The sequence below is a fragment of the Bacillus sp. FSL W7-1034 genome (assembly GCF_038593365.1).
Lineage (GTDB): Bacteria > Bacillota > Bacilli > Bacillales > Bacillaceae > Bacillus > Bacillus altitudinis.
In genome coordinates this window covers 3,291,523-3,310,509 of record NZ_CP151989.1, presented here as the reverse complement: position 1 = coordinate 3,310,509, position 18,987 = coordinate 3,291,523, and the positions used below count along the sequence as shown (strand labels likewise).

The following is an 18,987-nucleotide window of genomic DNA, read 5'->3' as shown; positions in this document are numbered from 1 at the left end:
CATAAGGAGTATGGGGAGCTGATGTGTCATGAAGATTGCGATTGCAGGCTGTGGGTATGTAGGGCTTGTCACAGGGGTGTGTTTAGCAGAAGCGGGACATGATGTGACATGTATGGATATTGACCGGCGGAAGGTCATGCAGCTGAAGCAAGGGAATCCTCCGATGTACGAGCCGGGATTAAAAGAACTGCTCAAACGGAATATGGAGCAAGGACGCATTCGTTTTCACATTAATGGAGCGTCAGCCTATTCGCAGGCTGACGTGTTAATGATTGCTGTCGGTACCCCGCAGCAGGCAGACGGTCAAGCTGATTTGCAGTATGTCTTTCAAGCGGCAAAGGAGATGGGCTTACAAGCAAAGCCAGGCGCAGTGCTTGTCGTGAAAAGTACAGTGCCTGTCGGAACGGGCGATCAAATTGATCATTTGATTCATCACGTGTTAGGTCGTAAGGAGCCATTATCTATCGCATCGAATCCAGAATTTTTACGAGAAGGCTCTGCCATCTCAGATACGCTGCGAGCGGATCGGCTGGTGATTGGAGCCGAAACGAAGAACGGATTAGATCAGCTAGAGTCTATGTATGCGGATTTCCACATTCCATTCGTGAGAACAGATCGGAAAAGTGCAGAGATGATCAAATACGCATCAAATGCATTTCTTGCCACAAAAATCAGCTTCATGAATGAAATTGCTTCGATTTGTGGAAAAACGGGAGCTGATGTTGAGAGAGTTGCAGAGGGGATGGGACTCGATCAGCGGATTGGTGCTTCGTTTCTTAGGGCAGGCATTGGTTACGGAGGTTCCTGTTTTCCGAAGGATACTAATGCCCTTGTCCAAATTGCAGGGCATGTGTCCCATGATTTTGAGCTATTGAAGGCTGTCATCAAAGTCAACAATGAGCAGCGAGCAAGTTTTATTCGAAGTGTGAAGGAGCGGATGGGAGAAAACTTGGAAGGGAAGAGAATGGCTCTTCTTGGCCTTTCCTTTAAGCCGAATACAGATGATATGAGAGAGGCGCCGTCAATCCCGATCGCTCATCAGCTCCATCAATTAGGAGCGGAGATCGTAGCCTATGATCCTGCTGCCGCTCGCAATGCAGCTCAAGAACTGCCTGATCAAGTCCTTTTTGCTCAAACGATTGAAGAGGCGATCAAGGATGCTGATGCTGTCTGTATATTAACTGAGTGGGCGGATATTCAGTCATTTCCACTTTCAGCTTATAAAGATTTCATGAGGCAGCCGATCATTTTTGATGGCCGGAATTGTCATACGCTTGAAGCGGCAGAAGTAGCTGGTGTCGAGTATCATTCTATTGGACGCAGGTCTGTCTCTCCTATTTATATGTAATGAGAAAAACCGATAACTTCACGTGTTATCGGTTTTTGCGTTAATGCGGAAGAATGAATCCGCCATATAAAAATGCAGCCACAATCAGAAAGGCAGGGTGCAATTTGAATTTGGTCATAAAGAAAAATGAAATGGCGGCAATGGCAAGTGATTGTGTCCAGCCAATGGCTTTCACGGCATCTCCGCCAATTTCCCATGTTAATAAAAGCATCATCATCGCAATGACAGGCTGCACAGATAAAGTCATGCCTTTGACGACAGAAGATTGGCGAAAACGGTCAATGAGTTTTAGCAGTAAGATCAATCCGATAGCAGACGGCAGGACCGTGGCAAGCAGTGCAACGATAAAGCCTGGCCATCCCATGACATCATAGCCTACATAAGCCGCAATTTTTGTAGCGATTGGACCTGGAAGTGCGTTGGCTAATGCGAGCATATTGGAGAACCCTTCGTTCGTCATCCAATGAAAATGATTGACGATTTCTTCATAATTGAGCGGAATGGAGGCAGGTCCTCCGCCATACCCTAACAGATTGGATAAGAAGAATGCCCAGAATAAAAAGAGAATCAGCATCACGAAGACACTCCTTTCTCTTTATTTGTTCGAGTCCAGCGATCTTTCAGTTTGAAATGAAAGGCACCATAACATAAAAAGATGATGACAATGATTCCTGGATGAATCGAGAGTACTTGAAGACCGACAAATGCCAAAAGGAATAGGACGATTCCGAAGATCATGCCGAAGCCCTTCAACGCTTTTTGTCCAAATTCATATGCCATGATTCCTAACAGAACGGCAATTACTGGTGTCACAGCACCGATCATATTTTGAATGATGACTGAAGAGCTTAAGACGCTGACAAGTGTAACAAGTGCCACCATAGCGAGACATGTCGGTAAAATATGTGCAGCTGTTGCAACAATGGCGCCAGATACACCTTTTAATCGATAGCCGAGGTATGCCGACATTTTCGTAGCAATCGGTCCGGGTAATGCGTTGGCGATGGCGAGTGTTTCTCCAAATTCGTCATCATTGATCCATTTGTATTTGACGACCGCTTCATGGCGAATGAGCGGGATGACAGAAGGTCCTCCGCCAAATCCCAGAATACCGGTTCGTACCATGGCGATCATGAGTTCAAGATATGATTGCAAGTGGTTCAACTCCTATCTACAATTTCATGCCCATTCGGCTTTTATATCGTTTAATGAGCATTTGACAGTCAACACTGACGACGCCTTCAAGCGGGTACAGCTTCTTTGTCAGGAACGTCTCCATTTCCTGTTCATTTTGAAAAATGCCATGCATATGCAGCTTGCTTGGTCCTGTCATATGATAAAGGCTTGTGACGGCTGTTTCCTGCTCAAGCTGAAGGGCGACTGTTTCTAAACATTTCGGCTCAACCTCTACGTTAAAAAAGACAGAGACATGAATGCCGATCTTTGCTGGATTAATGACAGCGGTGAATCGTTCAATGACACCTGCTTCAATGAGTTGCTGAATACGGGCTTGTACAGCAACACGGGAAAGGCCGACTTGTTTCCCTAGATCCGTGTAGGACATACGCCCGTCCTCGTGTAATAAGGAAAGAATTTGTTTATCTCTTTCATCTAATGTTAAGTTTGGAATGCGATATTCATGTGCCACCGTATAACCACCTTTCTTCTGTTGATATTCTATCATATTTTATTACGAATAGAATGTTTGATTTTTAATTGAGTAACGAAATGAAATAATAAAAGAAGATAATATATCTTTTTGTATAAAAAAACACCCCGGTATCACCGGGGTGTGTTCATTTTATTTTTCTGGGCTGCTTTCCGCACTGGCAATTTGCTGTGCAAGGTCAGCACGATCAATGTCTGCTTGGAAGAACTCCTGCGTATTTGGCAGGTGTAAATTCATGTGACGTTTTTGGGAAATTCGGATGGTCACTTGATCCACAGTGTAATCAAATACATGCCCGCCTAAGCTTCGATCATCATCAATAAAGTGGAGATGATATCCACTTACCGCAATGCCATGTGCGTACTGTGGTGTACGGAAGCCTGCGATCGTCCCGCGAATATTTTCAAAATCGAAAATAGGCTGTGACTTGACTGCCTCTACCATCGGAACGTAAGGTTTTTCCTGTTTTTCAACCGTACGGGTTTGAACCTTTTTGAATGACCCATCGATGCGGATCGCATAAAAGACATTCTTGCTCGGTAAGATTCGGTCGATTTCTTCCTCTAGCTCTTTGGACGTCATCGGTGCATCAATTCGATGAACGATGTCCGTTTCAAAAAATGCTAGAGAGCAGAATGGTGAATAATCTTGATCGGTTACTGGTGTGGCTGTTCCATCAGAGCGCAGTCGATAAAAAGCGCCGTCAAAGCCGATTAGTTCCCCATCTAATTGATTGAATGTGCCAATGCCAAAATCACCGTGCTCGGGAATATGTGATAGGGAGAAATCTCCATCGTATACGGCTTCCAGCAAGGAGGTCATGGTTGATACTTGATAGACCTCTTGCTTTTTGTCCTGCGGTATTGTGTTGTTTTGTTGATTCATTGGGTGCATCATACCCATGTCCGCTCACTCCTTTAACGTAATGTATCGAAGTCTTATCTGACGTTCGTTGTGTGTTTTTCACGAAAGACTTCTGGCCATTTTTGACTGGCGAGGTCTGGGTTGTCTTGATAGTCTATCGGTATATCAATAATAACGGGCCCTTCTATGTTTATACCCTTTTGAAGGACAGTTGAAAGCTCTTCAGGTGAGTTGACACGTAATCCAGTTGCTCCAAAGCTTTCTGCATATTTCACTAAGTCGATCTGACCGAACTCAACACAAGACGTACGGTCATACTTCATTTCCTGCTGGAATGCCACCATATCGTATGTGCTGTCGTTCCAAACGAGATGAACGAGATTTGTTTTCATGCGCACGGCTGTTTCTAATTCCATGGCGGAGAAGAGAAAACCGCCATCACCTGAGACTGAAATGATCTTTTCATCTGGATTTAATATGGAGGCTGCAATCGCCCATGGTAATGCCACGCCAAGTGTTTGCATTCCGTTACTTACTAGGAACGTGTTCGGTTCATAAACACGGAAGTGGCGAGACATCCAAATGGCGTGCGATCCGATATCACATGTCACTTTCGTGTCATCTGGGATGATACGTCTCAACGTATGAATGACATCCAGCGGGTGTGATAAATGACTTTCTCTTTCTGGTGTTTTTTCGATATCACTTAACAGCTCTTGTAATTCTGTGACGAGATCTACGTTCTTTTTGCATAATGAAAGTGGAACGCTGTCATGGGCTAGATGTTGCACCGTTTCAGATATATTGCCCACAAGCTCAAGCGTCGGTTCATAGAAATGGTCAATATCTGCCTGCATGTCATCCACATGGATGATTTGACGCTGCTGCGGTTTCAAATTCCAATGCTTCGGATCGTATTCGATTGGATCAAAGCCAATAGTTAAAATCACATCCGCTTTCTCAATGAGAAGGTCGCCTGGCTGATTACGGAATAAGCCGATTCTGCCCACATATTGAGCCTCAAGCTCTCTTGAGAGAACACCGGCTCCTTGGTACGTTTCGACAAATGGGATACCAAGTGTTTTTAATAATGTTCTTGTCGCATTTGCCGCAGCTGGACGGCTAGCTTTCATTCCCACAATTGCAACAGGTAAGTGCGCATTTTGAATCTTGGCGATGGCCGAACTGATGAGAGCATCCGGTGCAGGACCTAGTTCTGGAGAAGGGTGAGCAGACACTGGTGTTTGTGTGGTGTGTTCGGTCACGACATCTTGTGGAAAGCTGATAAATGCTGCCCCAGCTTGACCTCTTTGTGCCGCGCGAAAAGCATTTGTTAAGGCTTCTGGTATATTGTTTACGTCTTGTACTTCAACGCTATATTTTGTCACTGGTTTGAATAATGCCGCATTGTCGAGTGATTGATGTGTTCGTTTGAGCCGATCCGCACGGATGACGTTTCCAGCGATTGCAACAACAGGGTCACCTTCTGTATTGGCTGTTAATAGACCTGTCGCTAAATTGGATGCGCCAGGACCTGATGTAACGAGACAAACGCCTGGTTTGCCAGTTAAACGACCGACAGCTGCTGCCATGAATGCCGCATTTTGTTCGTGTCTGCATAGCACAAGCTCTGGACCTCTGTCTTTTAATACATCAAATACTGCATCAATTTTTGCACCTGGAATCGCAAAAACATGGGTCACACCTTGGGCAATGAGCGTATCGACAATCAACTCTGCTCCTCGTTTTGTTAGGGGTTGTGTTTGAGAATTCATTTACCCCGCACTCCTTTCGGTAAGTAAAATTTTTTATGAAAATATATTTTCATGATATGATTTACTATACATTTCACAAAATAAATTTTCCAATATATGTTTAACGTAGTTTTAATATGTTTCACGAATAAGTGTTTGAGGAGTGAAAGGATGGAACTGAGACATTTGCAGTATTTTGTCACAGTCGCGGAGGAGCTACATTTCGGCAGAGCGGCCGCACGATTGAACATGACACAGCCTCCACTTAGTCAGCAAATTAAGCAGTTTGAGGAAGAATTGGGATTTCCTTTGTTTCACCGGTCTAAAAGGGTGGTGGAGTTAACAGCTGCTGGAAAGGTTTTTTTACATGAGGTCCGGGGGGTGCTGCATCAGCTTGATAAAGCCGTTGATCATGCCCGGCATACGGCAAGAGGGGAGCTTGGGAAGATTATCATCGGTTTCGTTGGTACAGCGACATATGATATTCTGCCGCCAGTTGTCCGTGAATTCAGAGAGCGGTACCCCTCTGTCAGTATTGAGCTGCAACAGCTCTCTGTCCCGCAGCAGCTTGAGGCGCTTTTGAATGGTGAGATTGATATTGGGTTTTTGCATCCTACATCACCGCAAGAAGAATTGGTCAGTCGTTTAATGAAGCAAAGTGAATGTATTTTTGCGATTCCGAAAAACCATCCGCTGGCGGAAAAAGAAGCGGTCACGATTGAAGATATTCGTGATGAGCCGATTATTTCTTTATCAAAGGAATCATGGCCGTCCCTTTATCAGCATTTTGTCCTACTTTGTGAAAAGTACGGATTTTCACCCAATATCGTGCAGGAAGCAGCAGAATATCAAATGGTCATTGGGCTTGTCACAGCGGGAATCGGAATTGCTATCATTCCAACATCGGCCCGGCGTTTATTTAATTTAGATGTGGTGTATCGGTCAATTGAAGGTGAGGAGCTACTCGCGGAATGGACCATTTCTTATAGACGAGAAAATCATAATCCGGCATTGTTTCATCTTGTCCATCATATTCTCCATCGCGGTGAGCCGGAATAAGGGAAGAGAGAACGGGGTATGGTATGATGTCGTTACATACAAGAGGAGGCATGTCTGAAGTGATTACATTACAAATGGATCAGTTGTCACGAAAAGAAGCATATAAAGTATTATCTGGTTCCGTCGTTCCAAGACCCATTGCATTTATTACAAGCCTTTCTAAAGAAGAAGTCGTCAATGCTGCACCATTTAGTTTCTTTAATGTCATCAGCGGCCATCCTCCGCTGATCGCTGTTTCTATTGGACGTCGTCAAGGAGAGATGAAAGATACAGCAAAACATATCATCGACAGGGAAGAATTTGTTGTCCATGTGAGTGATGAAGCGATGATTGAAGATATTAATGAAACAGCTGCTACTTTGCCAGAGGAAGAGAGTGAGCTGACTCGTACCGGTCTTCATCAAGTGAAGAGCAGCGTGGTGTCAGTGCCAGGAATCAAGGAAGCACGCATTCGCTTTGAATGTCAGCTGGAAAAACATCTGACCTTTCAAAATGATGAAGGGGAGATCACAGTCGATCATATCATTGGCCGGGTGGTGTGTGCGCATTTAGATGAATCCGTCTATGATGCGGAAAAAGGATATATTTTTACGAATGAATTAAAGCCAGTCGCGCGCCTAGCAGGTAATGATTATGCCCATTTAGGCACGCCATTTGTACTGAAGAGGCCGGAATAACATCTAAAACCCCCGAGGCTATCGGGGGTCCAGCGTGTAGACAAACTCTCGCATTCTTTGTCAGTCCTGCGCTTCGGTGCTCACGAATGTCAATTCGCTCTGCTCCGGTGCTCGTCCTTCCTAGACTGCAAAGGTTTTCTATCACGCTGAAAAGAAGACAAAGGCTAAAATAAAGTTCATTTCAGCCTTTGTCTACAATCTAAAACCCCCGAGGCTATCGGGGGTTTAGTGTTTATTTCTTTTGTTCTAGTTTCAATGGAGCGGCGATATTTTTCTCTACCTTTTTCCCTTTTAATACATCGTCAGCAGCGCCGACTGCCAGTTGACCGATCAGCTCTGGCTGCTGCGCGACTGTTGCAGATAGTTTTCCTGCTTTGATCGAGTTGAGTGCATCTTCATTACCGTCGAAACCGACGACAAGAATGTCTTTTCCAGAGCTTTGGATGGCCTCTAGTGCGCCAAGCGCCATTTCATCATTGTGGGCAAAAACGGCTTTGATGTCAGGGTTTCCTTGAAGAAGGTTTTCCATCACGTTGAGCCCTTTTGTCCGGTCGAAGTCAGCGGCTTGTTTTGCTGTGACATCTAATTTTTTGTCTGCAATTTGATGGAAACCTTTTCCTCGTTCACGTGTCGCAGAAGCACCTGGTACACCTTCCAGTTCAGCCACTTTTGCTCCTTTACCGACTTTGTCGATAATAAAGTTAGCTGCCATTTCGCCGCCTTTGATGTTATCGGAAGCAACGAGCGCTTCGACCTTTCCGCTTTCTGCCGAACGGTCTAATGTGATGACCGGTATGTCTGAAGCATTCGCAGATTCGACAGCCGTTGATATGGCAGAGGAATCGGCTGGGTTAATGAGTAATGCATCGACCCCTTGTTGAATTAAATCTTCTACATCACTTGTTTGTTTGGCTGAATCATTTTGTGCATCGGCAATGACAACTTCAATGCCAAGCTTTTTCGCTTCTTTTGTCACACCGTTTTTAAGAGAAACGAAGAATGGGTTATTTAAAGTCGAGATCGACAGTCCGATTTTAATGTCTTTTTTCTTGCCATCCTTTGTTGATTTGGCCCACTCTGGCGGTTCGAGCGAGCAGGCAGAAAGCATGAATAATGAGAGAGTCACGATCAAGATTACATATTTTTTCATAGCAGCTGCCTCCTTAAGCAGATTTCTTTCTGTCGAGTAGGACTGCAATCAAGATGACAATCCCTTTCACAACAGACTGATAGAATGATGAAACACCAAGTAAGTTCATACCATTGTTCAAGACCCCGATAATGAGTACCCCGATGAGTGTGCCGACAATTCGCCCTCTTCCGCCGGATAGGCTTGTCCCGCCAAGTACAACGGCAGCAATTGCATCAAGTTCATACGACGTACCAGCTGTTGGCTGGGCTGAGTTGAGACGAGATGTTAAGATCGCACCTGCTAAAGCAGACATAAAGCCGGCTAATGAGTAAATCATGATTTTGACGCGTGGTACTTTAATACCTGAGATGAGGGCTGCTTTTTCATTTCCGCCAATGGCATACGTTCTTCTGCCAAAAGGTGTTTTATGAAGCAAGACCCAAAGAACGATAAAGGTGAGAAGCATGGTGATCGCTGGAACAGGAATGCCTAAGAAGTATCCACGACCAAATAGCTGAAATGCATAGTTAGAGCCAAGCCCTGTAATTGGGTTTCCGTCTGTATAAACAAGCGTCAATCCTCTGAAAATCGTCATCGTCGCAAGTGTTGCGATAAAAGGAGCCATTTTTCCTTTTGTGATTAAAAGACCGTTGATCATTCCAAGGATGGCACCGATGATACATCCAACGATGATGGCAAGAATCGGGTCCAAACCAGATACAATAAAGCCGGCAGTCAGAGCACTAGACAGCGCTAGAATGGCACCGACAGACAAATCAATTCCTCCGGTTAAAATAACAAACGTCATGCCAAAGGCAATGAGGGCGTTAATGGAGATTTGTCTGAGTAAGTTTAAAATGTTTAATGGTTCTAAAAAGGCCGGATTTAAAATAGAAACAATGGCAACAAGGATGATGAGTCCTAAGAATGGCCCAAGCTTTTGCATGATGTTGTCAAATCGTCCATTTGAAGTAAGTGGTTTCATGTTACTTCCCTCCTGTAGCTAGTGTCATAATTCGTTCTTGTGTAGCTTCTGTTTTACTTAATTCTCCGCTGATGGTTCCTTCATGAATGACAAGCACTCGATCGCTCATCCCAAGAACTTCTGGGAGCTCAGAGGAGACCATCAAAATGGCAACGCCTCGATCCGTCAGCTCGTTCATGAGCTGATAAATTTCTCGTTTCGCCCCGACGTCGACACCTCTTGTCGGTTCATCTAAAATCAGCACCTTCGGCTGAATGCCGATCCATTTGGCGATGACGACCTTTTGCTGATTTCCACCGGACAAGCTGCGTGCAGAGATTTCAGATGAAGCGGTTTTGATCGTGAGTCGTTTGATAAGCAGATCAACAAAGTCCTGCTCGTTTTTCTTATCAATCAGCCCCTTTGGAGAGAAGCTATCTAAGTTAGGTAACCCGATGTTTTCCCGGATGGATGCATCTAGCATCAGTCCTTCATCTTTACGATCCTCCGTGATAAAACCGATGCCAAGTTTGACTGCATCACTTGGTTTTTTAATGACAGCCTTTTTCCCATGAACCCAAATTTCTCCTTGATCCAGGGGATCGAGTCCAAAGAGCGACCGCATCATTTCCGTCCGGCCAGCACCCATTAAGCCTGCAACACCGACAATTTCTCCAGCTTTGACGGAAAAACTGACATCTTGAAAGCGGCCTTTCCTCGTTGCTTGCTTCACTTCTAGGACGGTATCACCAGTAGAAGGTGTGCGTTCAGGGTAACGATCGGTTAATTCGCGGCCGACCATTTTTTTGACGACTTCATGGAAATTCGTGTCCGGTATCGCTTTCGTATCGACCGTTTTTCCGTCACGCATGATCGTAATCCGGTCACAAATGGCGAAGATTTCTTCCATCCGGTGAGAAATGTAAACGATGGAAACGCCTTCTTTTTTGAGTGATTCAATGACCTGAAATAGCTTTTCAATCTCACGATCTGTGAGAGCAGCTGTTGGTTCATCCATAATGATGACCTTTGCATCGGTCATTAACGCTTTCGCAATCTCAATCATCTGCTTTTGGCCGACAGAACAGCTTCCTGCCTCTTGATCGAGCGAGAGGTTGACAGACAATCGGTCGAGCTGCGCTTGGGCGAGGGTTTTCATTTTCTTGGTGTCTAGGAGACCAAGTTTTGTATAGATTTCTTTCCCGATAAATAAATTCTCGAGTACCGTCATATCAGGCCATATATTCAGCTCCTGATGAATGAAGGCAATCCCGTTCTGCTCGGCTTCTTTCGGATTCTTGAAAGCGGTTTCTTTTCCGTCGATTTGAATCGTTCCTTGATCCAGGGAATAGAGTCCTGTCAGCAGATTCATTAACGTTGATTTTCCTGCCCCGTTTTCACCCATTAGTGCATGGACTTCACCTGTGACGAGGTCAAAGGAGACCCCGGCGAGAACGGTGTTTTTTCCAAAGGCCTTATGGATGTTATGCATTTCAATGTTCATAAGTGGCTCCTCCTTTTAAAAGATGACACCGGCATGAAGAATGCAGTTTGCGTATGGGGTGGCTTCACCCGTTCGAATCACTGCTTTTGCCTGCTTGGTCATGTCTTTAAATGTCTCGTGATCGACTTCATCTAACGGATGTGAGAACGCTTTCTTTAGAAATAAATGATCTCTCTCATTGGCTTCTTTGATTTCACTGGCGATCGTGATGTGTTCAACGGCCATTTCCTCAAGAAGAAGGGAAGTAACCTCCTGAAAGGATGGTGTGCCGATGGATAATGCAAGGTCGATTTTGACCGGGCCTTCTGGAATGGGCAGGCCGCAGTCTGCAATGACAATCGTATCTGTATGACCAAGGTCAGCAAGCACCTTGGCGATATGACTATTTAAAATACCATTTTTCTTCATTTCTTATTCTCCAATTCTTCTCTTGCTGGCATGCCGCCTTGGGCACCAAATTTTGTGACTGAGATAGATGCGGCTAAGTTAGCAAAGGCAAGTGCGTCGTATAGGGATTTTCCTTCTGTTAGTGCTACAGCTAAAGCGCCGTTAAAAGTATCGCCAGCGCCTGTAGTGTCGACGGCTTTCACAGGATAGCCCGGTACCAACACTTCTTTTGATCCGTCAAAGTATCGAACACCACTTTTTCCTTCTGTAATGAGTAATTTGTTTGGATATTGGCGCAAAGCCTCTGCTATGGTGAGTCCATCAAACATAAGAGCTGCTTCGTGTTCGTTTGGCGTGATGTAGGCAGCTTGATCTAATATTTGCTGAGAGACTTTGCGAGCTGGTGCGGGATTTAAGATGACTGGAATCCCTTTTTCGCTGCAAATGGCGCAGACGGCTTCGACTGTTTCTTCAGGAATTTCCTGCTGGATGAGGACGATTCCGATATTTTCAATAGAAGAAAGCGCATCTTTTACATAATGAGGTGTTACCTCATTGTTTGCTCCTTTGACGACAACAATGCTGTTATCCCCTTCAGCTAAAATGATATGAGCTGTTCCGCTTTCCATTTCGGTAACCGGTTTCATATAGGTGGTGCGAACACCTTGTGCTTGCAAATTGCTCATAATGTCCTGACCATATGCGTCATCCCCAACCCGGCCGATCATATATACATCTGCACCGAGCCTTGCGCTTGCTACTGCTTGATTGGCTCCTTTTCCCCCAGGAACCGTTTTAAATGATTCACCTAGGACGGTTTCTCCTGCATTGGGACGCTTATTCGATGTGACAACTAGATCCATGGAACAACTTCCTACGACAACTATTTGACTCATTGTGAATCCACCTTTCTTGTGGTCTCTCGTTCAATAAAAGAGACGGGCATTTGAATAACTGCTTGATCTATTGGCTGTTTTTGAATGGCTTTAATGATCAGCTTTGCGGCTTCTTTCCCCATATCATAGGCAGGCTGCCGAATCGTTGATAAAGAAGGGAAGAGCAGTTCGCTTTGCGGAATATCATCAAATCCAATGATTTGGACGTCTTCTGGAATGGCTTTTCCAATACGAAGCGCTTCGTGTACGACGGCTGCTGCGACGATGTCATTGCTGGCAATGATGCCATCTGTTTCAGGGTACAGCTTGAAAAGAGCCTTGGCGCTTTTTCGGGCTTCCTGAAAAGAAAAAGAAGCGTTAGACATCACATGAAAGTTAGCACCTTCTTCAGTCAGAACATCAAGTGCGCCTTTGAATCTTTGCCGCGCCGTTTGAAGATGAGCGGGCCCTTTTAGCAATGTGATCTGCTGACTGCCGCGTTTGATTAATTCCATTGCAGCCATTTTCCCGCCTGCCGTAGCATCTGCAAACACAGAAGGCGCATTTGGAACGGTACGATCTAAGAAGACAACAGGCAGTTCATCATCATTGTACAAATCCGATTCAGGTTCGTTTGTGACAGCGATGACACCGACCACCTGGTTTTGCTTAAAGGTTTGTAAATAGGCCATTTCCTTCTCCCGATCTTCATCACTGTTTCCGAATAATAAGCGAAAACCGTTTGCATGAATCTCATCCTCAACGCCTCTAGCCAGCTGAGGGAAGAAGGGGTTTGTGATATCAGGTAAGATGAGACCAACTAATCTTGATTCTCTTTTAAAAAGGGATCGTGCCACTTCATTGGGGAAGTAGTTGAGCTCCTGCATCGCTTGTGTCACACGGGTTTTCGTATCAATATGGACGTATCCAGTATCATTGAGCACGCGTGAAACAGTTGCAACAGACACTTGAGCAGCTTTTGCAACATCTTTAATTGTAGCCAATGGAGTGCCTCCCTTCTTTGATGTGTAACCGTTTACACAGATAGATTATCACGAAAGCATTGAAAAAACAATCTTAAAAAAATAAAAAAAGAAAAGAAAGAGGACGTCTTCCTTTTCTTAACTAATAATGCCTGTTTGTGTAATGTTCACTTTGATTTTTGGAATGATTTTCACTTTTGGATAATCGGTGACCCAATTCATTTTCATATACTCATCATAATGTCTGACTCTGTATTTTCTGCCGAGGCTTAGCACATCGGAATTCGCATCTTGCAGGGCAGCGATAATTTTTTCTGCTTCTTTTGTCAAAATGACTGATAGCTTTTTGTTGAGCATTTCAATTTTTTTGTCAGTATCAAGGTTATCTTTTGGGTACTCAATGACAGAAGTATTAAATTCAAATTTGAGTGAGTATGTTAAGTTTCGATGATCAGGATTTAGAATCTCAATGTCTCTCTTTACATCAGTGACTTGAATCGTAATGTAATTGTTTTCTTTTGACTTCATGTCGCTTCTCACTTTTTTTGTGAAGTTGGCATACTTGCCCATTTTTCCGTCCATGACGGTGAGTAAGATCGCATCTTGACCGTACAACTCGCCTTTCTTCTTCTCATTATCAAATAGGGCAACACCTTTTACACTGATTAATTTCTTCGATTGATCAAAATGGATTAAGGGCAATGTGAAGTCCTCTCCAGTTTGGAGCATTTTAGATCGAATACTTTGAATGTTTTTAGGTGCTACTTGGGATGAGCGTGATGCGGTTGTGATCAAGTTATTTAAATAGTCACTCACAATGAGCTTTTCCTTCAGCAGCGAGTTAATCACTTCTTCACAGGTCCCTCCTTGAACAACGGCGAGATTTGCGAGGAGGGGGCTTTTTGGATCACGATAAAACATATCTAAGTAGGGAAGAAGACGATTTTGGGCAAATTCATCACCGATCAGCATCACCCGCATTTTCGACATGTCTATTTTTTGATCCACTATCCGGCTGAAGTTGGTTCTTGCTTTTCTTAAAGTAGGTGCTTCCGTTGTGAGAAGAGTGGTTAAAAAGCTGCCAGTATTTCCTTGCTCCATACTTTGAGATTGCTGCACTTTTCGATAAGTGATTGAGTATTTCGCATTGTCATCCTCTCCTTGATCAACAGCGGAGGTTAACACAAGAGAGATGTTCTTTAATAAATTTTGATCCCAGCAGCCAGGCATGAATATGAGAGAAACACACATGAGCAACGTCAGTATGTACTTATGACGCATGTGATTTCACCTTCCCTTTGCGATGTTTGATAAAGATGATAATGGCCATAAAGATTGGGAGTGTGTAAATAAATGAATATTGAGCGATGGTGGTAAAATCATTAAAACGCTGAATTCTAAAATTATCGGTTGCAAGGTAACAGCTAGCCGCATAAATCAAAATGGCAAAATATAACACATATTTTTTGTGTTCTTTTTTCTTAAGAATACTTGCCACGCCATTAGCGCAAAAGTAAAGGTAATTACTGAGAGTAGCTAAAATGACAAATACCCAGAAACTAAGAAAAATTAAATCCGTCCGCTCAATCACACCGAACGAAATGGTTTTTAACAGATAAAGAACAGGATTTGGAATGATTTTAAGCTCAATCGGGCTGAAAAACATAAAACAAATCACTGTGATAAATAGATAGTAAAGAGTCGTGCATATATTGGCAATGGTCATGACCTTGTATCGCGCTTTAATGGTTCCTTTCATCAGTGGAGAGATGATCAGAACCATCTCAAATCCATTCATAGATAATACAACATCCTTCAATCCAAGCTGAAATTGAGAGAAGTCCGTTTGGAAAAGAGGCATAAGGTAGTCGATATTGGTTCCTTTTAATGAATACAGCATGATGAGAGACAACAAGAGTAAAAAAGGAGTCAGAATAAAGTTGAATCTGACAATCGCAGTAATTTGTTCCTTGGCGATGTAAAGGATGGATATCATGAGTAGTAGGTTGATGACCCAATTGGGTGTAAGTGGTAAAACCCATATACCCAGAATTCTCGTGAAAATAGATAGAACGACAATACAGACTGAGGCGAAATAAATTGTATAAAGAGCCACTAAGATTCGCCCAATCCATTTTCCAAAAACCTCAATTAACGCCTCGAAAAATGATGTCTCAGGATATTTGTGAATGATATATATAAAAATGGTATTGATGATTTGGATAAAAAAACAGGCCAAAATGATAGCCATCCAGCCATCATGCCCCATATCTTTCATGAGCAAATGAGGCAGGGCTAAAATACCGACACCAATTTGAGATTGAATGATAAAAAAGACAGCTTGAGATGGAGATATTTTATTTTTCATCTTGATTTTTCCATCCTCTCAAATTTTCAATTTGCTCTTTCTTTTTTGGGTTTAAGTAAACAGGGCGATTTTTATACATCCACATTGGTAATCGAATCACAGTGTCTTTTAAATCCTGCCAGTTAAATGGAGTTACTGGAGATAAATACGGGACACCTAGTGATTCAAGGCGGCATAAATTCATCAGGACGATCGACAGACCGAATGAAATGCCAATAAACCCAAACATCGATGCCATGAACATGAGCGGAAAACGCAGCATCCTGATGGTAGACGTCATTTCAAACGAAGGAAGAACAAAGGAAGCAACAGCGGTCACGGCGACCACAACGATAAGAACATTGGAAATGAGCCCAGCTTTTACTACCGCATCTCCAATGACCAAACCGCCTACGATCCCAATGGTCTGTCCAATTGGTTTTGGCAGACGCACCCCAGCTTCGCGTATGAGCTCAATTGTAATCTCCATCAGCATAGCTTCTATTAAAGGCGGAAAAGGAATGCCGATAATGGAATTTTTCATCGTAATCGCTAATTCATCCGGGACTACCTCATAATGAAAGCCGATGACTGCAATATAAAAAGAAGGCAAAATCACAGCGATGATACAGGCAATATAACGAAGAATACGAATAAACGTAGCTGGAATCCAGCGACTATTGTAGTCATCTGGTGATTGAAAGAAGCTAAAGAATGTAATAGGCAGAATGATAGCCATTGGACTGCCATCCATCAGCACAACAATTCTCCCCTCAAGAATGGCAGATCTCACTTTGTCAGGTCGTTCTGTGTCAATAAGCTGCGGGAAGATGGAATACGAATCATCCTCAATCGCCTCTACAATAGAACCGGGGCTAAGCAGCGTGTCTACTTTAATAGAAGAAATTCGTTTGTTAACCTCATCTATCTTTTCTTGATTGGCAATATCAGAAATATAAACCGTCGCAACCTTTGTTTCAGATTTTGTACCGACCTTATGATACTGGATTGCAAGTTTTCGATCATTTAAGTGTGAACGCAGCAAATATAAATTGGTATCTAAACTCTCAACAAACCCATCATGTGCGCCTGCAATAATACTTTCAGAAGAAGGTTCAGAAATGGAACGCAGCGGCGGCTGTCCAACGGCAAATATTTTGATCTGTGAGGATTTTTCATCAAGGAAAGCAATGCTTCCTGCAATAATGCTGTCGACAATCAGCGTCAAGTCTCCTGTTTCGAGTGTACTAAGTGATTTTGTATAATTCTGCTCTCCAGGAGGACCGAGCAAGTTGCCGATAATGAAGTCGTTTAATTTGCTTTCTTCAACTCTTGTTTTAATATAAAACAGCACTGATTTCGTTTCATTCACCATTAATTCCCGGTATTCAAAATCAGCGCTTTGCTGAAATGCTTTTTTCAGAATCCGAATCTTTTCCTCAAAACCGCCTGATAAAAAGTGTAAGCGTGTTTGCTCATTCGTGTTTGGCATCTTTAGCCTCCTCTCACAGATTTTTTAACCATAGTGTAAGCCGAGAAGATGATTTTATGCGTCATCTTTGGGGAAAGCATGACACGCACCGACAACTTTCAACTAAAATCACATTAAAAATGTTAAGAAATGATGAATCTTGATAAAAAGAAATGAATAATGTTTCATTGTTTAGGTCATAAGGAGTGAATATCGTAAAAAGAGGCTATAACAAAATGATTAATCTTTGACATCTTATCCCAATTTTTTGTGACCTGAAAATAAGCAGATGACTTGATTTTTTGAGAGGTGACCTTTGTCATAGGTCAACACATAGCGTTCTGACCAATGAGGATGACTTTCTAACCTGTTCATTTAAAAATATAAAATATTCTAAAACACGCACTATTCATTTAAAGCGCTGATATGACTGATTTCGTAGAGATGAGAGGGCTTTAAAACATTGATTCAAAATACATCTTAATAATTGTCGAAAAATTTAGGGAGAAAAGGACAAAAGATTTTTCACTGTTTGATGGTAACGCTTTCTCTTGTTTGAAGCAGAAATTCAGTCGTCATTTTGTCCGTCTTTTGGCCTTTTCATTTGAGCGTGAGATAGGCAAATACGCCTTCTGATTAGAGGAATTTGGCATACGAGGAAGTGAAAGATTATGTTACATAATACCGATTGTGATTTTATGCTGAACCTATATACTGTTGATTGAATTTACATATCACACTCATAAAAAAAGGAGATGTAGATAAGCGATGTGGTTAATCGTTATAGCCTGTGTCATCATGTTAGGGATTGGCTTTATTGAAAAGAAGCGTCATCAGAAAAATATCGATGCCCTGCCGGTACGCGTCAATATTAATGGTATACGCGGAAAGTCTACCGTTACAAGATTGACAACCGGTATCTTAATGGAGGCAGGTTATAAAACTGTCGGCAAAACAACAGGAACGGATGCAAGAATGATTTATTGGGATACGCCAGAAGAAAAACCGATTAAAAGGAAACCGCAAGGACCAAATATCGGAGAGCAGAAAGAAGTTATGAGAGAAACCGTTGAAAGAGGAGCAAATGCCATCGTCAGTGAATGTATGGCGGTGAATCCAGATTACCAAATTATCTTTCAGGAAGAGCTGCTTCAAGCGAATATTGGCGTGATCGTAAACGTTCTTGAAGATCATATGGATGTGATGGGGCCAACTCTTGATGAAATAGCTGAAGCCTTTACAGCGACAATTCCTTACAATGGGCACTTGGTTATTACGGATAGTGAATATACAGATTTCTTTAAAGAGATTGCGAAAAAACGCAATACTGAAGTGATTGTTGCAGATAATTCCAAGATTACCGATGAGTATTTACGGAAATTTGAGTACATGGTGTTCCCGGATAATGCTTCACTTGCACTTGGTGTCGCACAAGCATTGGGAATTGATGAAGATACGGCATTCAGAGGCATGTTAAATGCGCCGCCTGATCCAGGAGCGATGAGAATTCTTCCATTAATGGACGCAAAAACACCTGGACATTTTGTAAATGGATTTGCGGCTAATGACGCAGCATCTACATTGAACATTTGGAAGCGTGTGAAGGAAATTGGATATCCAACAGATGAACCGATTATTATCATGAACTGTCGTGCGGATCGCGTAGATAGAACGATCCAGTTTGCGGAGGATGTACTTCCTTATATTGAAGCAAGTGATCTTGTCTTAATTGGTGAAACGACAGATCCAATTGTGAAGGCATTTGAGGATGGAAAAATTCCGGCTGACCACTTACACAACCTTGAATATCAATCTACAGAACAAATTATGAACATGCTTGAGAAAAAGCTTCATAATCGAGTGGTTTATGGAGTCGGCAATATTCACGGCGCCGCTGAACCTTTAATCGAAAAAATTCAAGAATACAAAATTAAGCAGCTTGTCAGCTAGGAG

18 protein-coding genes are annotated in these 18,987 nt (G+C 43.0%); 4 read left to right on the top strand and 14 right to left on the bottom strand.

What is annotated here, in order from left to right:
* Positions 1-28: 28 nt before the first annotated feature.
* Positions 29-1,348 (top strand): UDP-glucose/GDP-mannose dehydrogenase family protein, encoded by a 1,320-nt coding sequence (locus NST73_RS17055; protein WP_326242620.1) that lies wholly within the window; start codon positions 29-31, stop codon positions 1,346-1,348.
* Between the two features lie 40 nt (positions 1,349-1,388).
* On the opposite strand, the gene NST73_RS17050 is transcribed toward NST73_RS17055, so the two are convergent.
* From NST73_RS17050 to alsS, 5 genes are all read right to left on the bottom strand, one after another.
* Complete coding sequence (locus NST73_RS17050) at positions 1,389-1,922, bottom strand: chromate transporter (RefSeq protein WP_007497548.1); 534 nt, start codon at positions 1,920-1,922, stop codon at positions 1,389-1,391.
* Entirely contained in the window at positions 1,922-2,482 is a 561-nt protein-coding gene (locus tag NST73_RS17045) for a chromate transporter (protein ID WP_135009809.1), read from the bottom strand. Before NST73_RS17045 ends, NST73_RS17050 begins: the two co-directional genes overlap by 1 nt.
* A 37-nt stretch (positions 2,483-2,519) precedes the next feature.
* Positions 2,520-2,996 (bottom strand): Lrp/AsnC family transcriptional regulator, encoded by a 477-nt coding sequence (locus NST73_RS17040; protein ID WP_017360010.1) that lies wholly within the window; start codon positions 2,994-2,996, stop codon positions 2,520-2,522.
* Between the two features lie 153 nt (positions 2,997-3,149).
* A complete protein-coding gene (gene budA, locus NST73_RS17035) occupies positions 3,150-3,902 on the bottom strand; it encodes an acetolactate decarboxylase (protein WP_234710284.1) in 753 nt (250 codons plus the stop codon).
* 53 nt (positions 3,903-3,955) lie between these two features.
* Entirely contained in the window at positions 3,956-5,656 is a 1,701-nt protein-coding gene (gene alsS / locus NST73_RS17030; protein ID WP_039165330.1) for an acetolactate synthase AlsS, read from the bottom strand.
* A gap of 150 nt (positions 5,657-5,806) precedes the next feature.
* Between alsS and alsR the strand changes: the two genes are divergently transcribed.
* Complete coding sequence (gene alsR / locus NST73_RS17025) at positions 5,807-6,694, top strand: acetoin biosynthesis transcriptional regulator AlsR (RefSeq protein WP_045033949.1); 888 nt, start codon at positions 5,807-5,809, stop codon at positions 6,692-6,694.
* Positions 6,695-6,753: 59 nt separating this feature from the next.
* Positions 6,754-7,371 (top strand): flavin reductase family protein, encoded by a 618-nt coding sequence (locus tag NST73_RS17020; RefSeq protein ID WP_024718717.1) that lies wholly within the window; start codon positions 6,754-6,756, stop codon positions 7,369-7,371.
* 232 nt (positions 7,372-7,603) lie between these two features.
* Here NST73_RS17020 and rbsB read toward each other — a convergent pair whose 3' ends face one another.
* The 9 genes from rbsB to NST73_RS16975 all read right to left on the bottom strand — a co-directional run bounded on the left by rbsB (position 7,604) and on the right by NST73_RS16975 (position 17,055).
* Entirely contained in the window at positions 7,604-8,521 is a 918-nt protein-coding gene (gene rbsB / locus NST73_RS17015; RefSeq protein WP_017368181.1) for a ribose ABC transporter substrate-binding protein RbsB, read from the bottom strand.
* A 13-nt stretch (positions 8,522-8,534) separates the two neighbouring features.
* Positions 8,535-9,488: a ribose ABC transporter permease RbsC gene (rbsC, locus tag NST73_RS17010; protein ID WP_007497532.1), complete on the bottom strand. Its 954-nt coding sequence runs from the start codon at positions 9,486-9,488 to the stop codon at positions 8,535-8,537.
* A gap of 1 nt (position 9,489) precedes the next feature.
* Complete coding sequence (locus NST73_RS17005) at positions 9,490-10,971, bottom strand: sugar ABC transporter ATP-binding protein (RefSeq protein ID WP_048002956.1); 1,482 nt, start codon at positions 10,969-10,971, stop codon at positions 9,490-9,492.
* 15 nt (positions 10,972-10,986) lie between these two features.
* Positions 10,987-11,379: a D-ribose pyranase gene (gene rbsD / locus NST73_RS17000; protein WP_017360008.1), complete on the bottom strand. Its 393-nt coding sequence runs from the start codon at positions 11,377-11,379 to the stop codon at positions 10,987-10,989.
* The gene (gene rbsK, locus NST73_RS16995; RefSeq protein ID WP_096881952.1) at positions 11,376-12,254 is read right to left on the bottom strand and encodes a ribokinase; all 879 of its coding nucleotides are present in this window, start codon (positions 12,252-12,254) and stop codon (positions 11,376-11,378) included. The genes rbsD and rbsK overlap by 4 nt, the downstream gene beginning before the upstream one ends.
* Complete coding sequence (locus NST73_RS16990) at positions 12,251-13,237, bottom strand: LacI family DNA-binding transcriptional regulator (protein WP_008343265.1); 987 nt, start codon at positions 13,235-13,237, stop codon at positions 12,251-12,253. Before NST73_RS16990 ends, rbsK begins: the two co-directional genes overlap by 4 nt.
* A 117-nt stretch (positions 13,238-13,354) precedes the next feature.
* Positions 13,355-14,497 carry a Ger(x)C family spore germination protein gene (locus NST73_RS16985; RefSeq protein WP_039165342.1) on the bottom strand — a complete coding sequence of 381 codons (1,143 nt, stop codon included), beginning with the start codon at positions 14,495-14,497 and terminating at the stop codon, positions 13,355-13,357.
* A complete protein-coding gene (locus NST73_RS16980; RefSeq protein ID WP_058337016.1) occupies positions 14,487-15,584 on the bottom strand; it encodes a GerAB/ArcD/ProY family transporter in 1,098 nt (365 codons plus the stop codon). Before NST73_RS16980 ends, NST73_RS16985 begins: the two co-directional genes overlap by 11 nt.
* Positions 15,574-17,055: a spore germination protein gene (locus NST73_RS16975; RefSeq protein WP_058337015.1), complete on the bottom strand. Its 1,482-nt coding sequence runs from the start codon at positions 17,053-17,055 to the stop codon at positions 15,574-15,576. Before NST73_RS16975 ends, NST73_RS16980 begins: the two co-directional genes overlap by 11 nt.
* A gap of 747 nt (positions 17,056-17,802) precedes the next feature.
* Here NST73_RS16975 and pgsB point away from each other — a divergent pair.
* The gene (gene pgsB, locus NST73_RS16970; RefSeq protein ID WP_007497522.1) at positions 17,803-18,984 is read left to right on the top strand and encodes a poly-gamma-glutamate synthase PgsB; all 1,182 of its coding nucleotides are present in this window, start codon (positions 17,803-17,805) and stop codon (positions 18,982-18,984) included.
* The last annotated feature ends 3 nt before the right edge of the window (positions 18,985-18,987 follow it).